The organism is Carboxylicivirga sp., assembly GCF_982718395.1.
Window position 1 is genome coordinate 1 of sequence record NZ_CEXQWX010000062.1, and the last position, 4,574, is coordinate 4,574.

Annotated in this window: 5 protein-coding genes; 4 read left to right on the forward strand and 1 reads right to left on the reverse strand. The window is 37.9% G+C overall.

Features of this window, described 5'->3' with window-relative positions; translation table 11 throughout:
• Positions 1–230: 230 nt before the first annotated feature.
• Positions 231–956 (forward strand): M48 family metallopeptidase, encoded by a 726-nt coding sequence (locus tag AC4MRQ_RS12780; protein ID WP_491198071.1) that lies wholly within the window; start codon positions 231–233, stop codon positions 954–956.
• Position 957: 1 nt separating this feature from the next.
• On the forward strand, positions 958–2,283 hold the full coding sequence (locus AC4MRQ_RS12785) for a deoxyguanosinetriphosphate triphosphohydrolase (protein ID WP_491198072.1): 1,326 nt from the start codon (positions 958–960) through the stop codon (positions 2,281–2,283).
• A 75-nt stretch (positions 2,284–2,358) separates the two neighbouring features.
• Here AC4MRQ_RS12785 and AC4MRQ_RS12790 read toward each other — a convergent pair whose 3' ends face one another.
• The gene (locus AC4MRQ_RS12790) at positions 2,359–3,345 is read right to left on the reverse strand and encodes a helix-turn-helix domain-containing protein (RefSeq protein ID WP_491198073.1); all 987 of its coding nucleotides are present in this window, start codon (positions 3,343–3,345) and stop codon (positions 2,359–2,361) included.
• 388 nt (positions 3,346–3,733) lie between these two features.
• On the opposite strand from AC4MRQ_RS12790, the gene AC4MRQ_RS12795 reads away from it, so the two are divergent.
• Both AC4MRQ_RS12795 and AC4MRQ_RS12800 read left to right on the forward strand, forming a co-directional pair.
• Complete coding sequence (locus tag AC4MRQ_RS12795; protein WP_491198074.1) at positions 3,734–3,910, forward strand: hypothetical protein; 177 nt, start codon at positions 3,734–3,736, stop codon at positions 3,908–3,910.
• A 238-nt stretch (positions 3,911–4,148) separates the two neighbouring features.
• On the forward strand, positions 4,149–4,316 hold the full coding sequence (locus AC4MRQ_RS12800; RefSeq protein WP_491198075.1) for a hypothetical protein: 168 nt from the start codon (positions 4,149–4,151) through the stop codon (positions 4,314–4,316).
• The last annotated feature ends 258 nt before the right edge of the window (positions 4,317–4,574 follow it).

Sequence of the window (4,574 nt, forward strand, 5' to 3'; positions counted from 1 at the left end):
CTCCTTCTCCATGCAGGAGAAGGCCGGGATGAGGTGTAAAAGTAAGATGTTAGTATTTGTTATATAGCTCATTAAACAATAATGTGTATAAAAGGTAGCCTTCGCCAAGGGGGAAATCCATTAGTTCATTGAATATTGTGCTATTGCGCATGGGATACTGAGTCCAAAATTTTACGTCGAATTCAGGTTATTATAAAGGGTTTTGTACTTTTACGACATATAGTAGAAGTGTGAAAGATCAGATTGAAATTGACATACCAGGTTTAGGACTAGTACTTATCAGAATGAGCACTAAAGCGAAACGCATTAGTATTCGAATGAAACCATTTAACGGCACCTGCCTGATTGTACCTCATGGTGTTGATGTTAAAGAAGGTATCCGCTTTTTACATGAGAAAAAAGATTGGATTAAGTCCAATCTGAAAAAACTTGAAGAGAAAGAAAATAAGCTTACCATATTCGATGAACGAACCTCGTTTCAATCGCGCTCTTTTGCTCTCCGAATATCCAAACACCAGCAGCCTAAAGTAAGACTGCAATTACAAAACGGACTTCTACAGGTATTTTATCCACACAATGTTCCTGTTGAATCGCCCGAAATTCAGGAAAGCATACGTTATGGCATTGAAGAGGCATTACGTTGCGAAGCCAAACGTTTTCTGCCTGGACGTCTTGCCTTGTTAGCACAAAAACACCAGGTTCGTTACCGGAATGTTACCATTAAAAACCTTAAGTCGCGCTGGGGCTCGTGCTCAGCTACTGATAACATCAACCTCAATCTGCACCTGATGCGCTTGCCTGATCATTTGATTGATTATGTACTTTTGCACGAATTGTGTCATGTGTTTGAGAAGAACCATGGCCCACACTTCTGGGCCCGGCTGGATATCATGTGTGATGGAAAGGCTAAAGAACTGGATAGCGCGATGAAAGATTATCAAACGAATATCTATTAACATGAATTGGAATCAACTATTATCGACCATACGAACCGGACAAGAAAATAAACTTGAGGTAAAGCACGAACGCACCCAGTTCCAGCGTGATTATGATCGTTTGATTTTTTCATCACCTTTCAGGCGCCTGCAGGATAAAACCCAGGTATTTCCTTTACCCGGAAGTGTGTTTGTACATAACCGGTTAACACATAGTCTGGAAGTTGCCAGTGTTGGTCGTTCGTTAGGCAATAACGTCTCGATAAAACTTTTGGAAGCTGGATTAGGTAATGCTGACTTGGTTACTGAAATTGGATCGGTTGTAGCAGCCGCCTGTCTCGCACATGATTTAGGAAATCCTCCCTTCGGACATTCAGGTGAGGCGGCTATCGGTCATTACTTTACCAATGGCGAAGGCAAACAATTTGAAGACAAGTTAACGACTTCGCAATGGACTGATATCACCCGTTTCGAAGGCAATGCCAATGCTTTACGTATGTTAACGCATGCGTTTAACGGACGCCGGAAAGGTGGTTTTGCATTAACCTACACCACTATTGCATCTATATTAAAATATCCTTATGAATCTGGTGTTGGTTTGAAGAAGTTTGGTTATTTCCAGAGTGAAAAAGCAACTTTTGAACACATTGCTTCAACTCTTGGACTAAAGTTATTGAACGCTGATAAAGGAATTTATGCCCGCCACCCTCTTGTTTATCTGGTTGAAGCTGCCGATGATATTTGCTACCAGGTAATGGATATTGAAGATGCTCATAAACTGAAGATTCTCTCTTACCAGGAAACTTATGACTTACTAACGGGTTTCTTCGATCCGGAAACTGAAGCCGGTGAGTTTAAAAAAATTAAAGCTGTATTTGAAGAGGTTAGCGATAAGAATGAGCAAATAGCATTTTTGCGCGCCAGGGTGATTGGCAAGTTAGTACACCTTTGTACCAAAATATTTTGGGAAAACCATGATGACATACTCGAAGGTCGTTTTGAGAAGGGTTTAATTGACCACTTGAGTGGACAGGAACATAAGGCGATGGAGATATGTAAAACAACTGCTTATCGTCGCATCTATAAACATCCATCAGTGGTGGAGATCGAGATTGCTGGTTACCGGATTTTGGGAACGTTATTGGAAGAGTTTATCAAAGCTGTGACTAACCCGGATGATTTTTATTCAAAAATGTTACTCCCGTTTATACCGGAGCAATTCACTGTTAAAAAAGAGGCTCCGCTAATTGATAAAATACAATCGGTTCTGGATTTTATTTCGGGCATGACGGATGTGTATGCTTTGGACTTATATAAGAAGATAAGCGGGATTGGGTTACAGGCTTAATTCCGCAGGCTTCACTTTATAGCCCGCAGATTTGCGCTGATAACGATCACCCATTTGATAGGTAATAATCTACTCCTATCCTTTTATTGGAATAACATCTTTGGGTGAAAGACCCTTGACTTTTTTAAACATTGATGAAAATTTCGAAAGGTTCTGATAGCCCAACTCATAACCCACATCCATTACGGTGTGTTGACCTGATTTAAGCATGCGATAGGCCTCATCCATTTTGGCATGTGTATAAAACTGATATAAAGAACAATCGAATAATGTCTTAAAATCCCTTTTAAGTTTGGAGTTGCTGATCCCAAACTCAGAGGCAATATCGTCAACCGATATTTTTTGATTAAAACTTGACAATAGCTTTTCCTTTATTTTTAACAGGCGTTGATAATCATCTGCATGAAGTCCTTGTAGTTCATTGTTATCTAAAAGGGTTTTAGCTCTTAAAAACAATGACGTGAAAACTTCTAATCCTCTTGCCATCACTAATGATCGATTACCAAATGCCTCTTCCCTGAAGTAAAAGATATCATCAGTCAAACGCTCAACCTCCTTAGTTGTATGTAAATGGTAGGCAACAGGAGTGTTATCACCAAATAAGTGATCATAAATACCTTTTGCTTCGGGTAATAAGGTTTCGATGGTTTTCTTACTAAACTTAATAGCAATTGACTTATATGAGATGTGAGCCGGTATCTCTGCAACAAGAGGAAATAAACCATTATAAACAAACACACCTTTAGTTGTGTCGGCTTCTATAAACTGTTGCTGATCTGAATAAGACTGCGTTAACTGACCTTCCTTGATGATATTTATATGTATATAATCAGGATCTTCATCGGGAGTCCGGTTTAACTCAATTGCCGTATTAAGTACACCTGATGTTACCAGCAGTTCCATATCTTCGGCAAAATGATAGGCCGACATGTAAATTTCTACCTCTTTATTGCTAACCTGATAAGTTCCATTATTAACCTCACCGCCAAAAAGCTCAATTAATGCATTAAAGTAATTACTGGCTGGTCCCTCTTTAATGTTTATTACTGACTTATTCTTCATGTGTTTAAAATTAGTATCAAGATATAAGTATCAAGACACAAGACTAATTTGCAGCTTTTAGTAAATACTGCGCATTTAATCATCAAACTGTGTTTAATACTTTAGCATGATAGACTTCATGTGTTTAAATTTTCTTTCAACTACTATATGTAACTCGCCAATTTTGTCATGTTCGTGTGTGAGAAGCTAAACTCCTTGTTGTTTCATATTGAATGCTCTTCTGGTAATACTTCCTGAATTTAAAGGAAAATTAATTCTACAACAAACCTGTTCCTCAAACATTGAGCCAAATGGGATATGTAATGAACGCTTTGGGCTAAAATATCGCTTCATAATGCCTCATTTTTGCATCGTAATCATTTAATATTAATCATTAAAGTTTTGAGTCATGAAAACATTAAAAGCATTTTTAGCAGTAGGTTTATTTGTATTTGGTTTAGGTTTTACTTCTTGTAGTAGCGATGATAAATTCATCGATCCTAATGCTCCAACACCAGAACATCCTATTTACCACCCAGAGAAAGAGAATCCAATTATGCCTGAAGCCGTACAGCCATTGCCATAATTTGGCAATAAAGTGCATCTTACTTGAGTCGATATTCGTGACTCCGTATATACTCAAAGGTTGCTGACCCATGTGGTTAGTAGCCTTTTGTGTTTTATATCCTGCAATTGCTTTGAATCTCAATATTAGAGAACTTGGACTTTCTGGATTATCGTCTGACCATTTAAGGCTAAAATTAAAGCCAGACACCTTGCATCTTTGTCATGTAAACATTAATAATCACTTAAATTTTTGAGTCATGAAAACTTTAAAGACTTTTTTAGCGGTTGGCCTATTTCTAGTTGGTTTAAGTTTCACTTCATGTAGCAGTGATGATAAATATGTTGAGCCGGAAATGCCAGAAAAGGAGAAGCCTCTTCCACCAATTAAAGAGATACCACTTCCACCGGTACCTTCTCCACATTAATTAATTCTTGAGTCGATATTCGTGACTCCGTATATACTCAAAGGTTGCTGGCCCATGTGGTTAGTGACCTTTCCTTTTTATCCTACTTTTACTCTGAACTTCAACATTATAACATTTGGACTTTTTGGATTATCACCTGGCCATTTAAGGCTAAAATTAAAGCCCGATGCCTTGCATCTTTGTACTGTAAACTTTTAGTAATTATTAAATATTTGAGTCATGAAAAATTTAAAAGCATTTTTAGCAGTAGGTTTATTT

Coding starts and splice junctions, on each gene's coding strand:
- AC4MRQ_RS12785 (WP_491198072.1), top strand. CDS start 958: ATGAATTGGAATCAACTATTATCGACCATACGAACCGGACAAGAAAAT.
- AC4MRQ_RS12790 (WP_491198073.1), bottom strand. CDS start 3,345: ATGAAGAATAAGTCAGTAATAAACATTAAAGAGGGACCAGCCAGTAAT.
- AC4MRQ_RS12795 (WP_491198074.1), top strand. CDS start 3,734: ATGAAAACATTAAAAGCATTTTTAGCAGTAGGTTTATTTGTATTTGGT.
- AC4MRQ_RS12800 (WP_491198075.1), top strand. CDS start 4,149: ATGAAAACTTTAAAGACTTTTTTAGCGGTTGGCCTATTTCTAGTTGGT.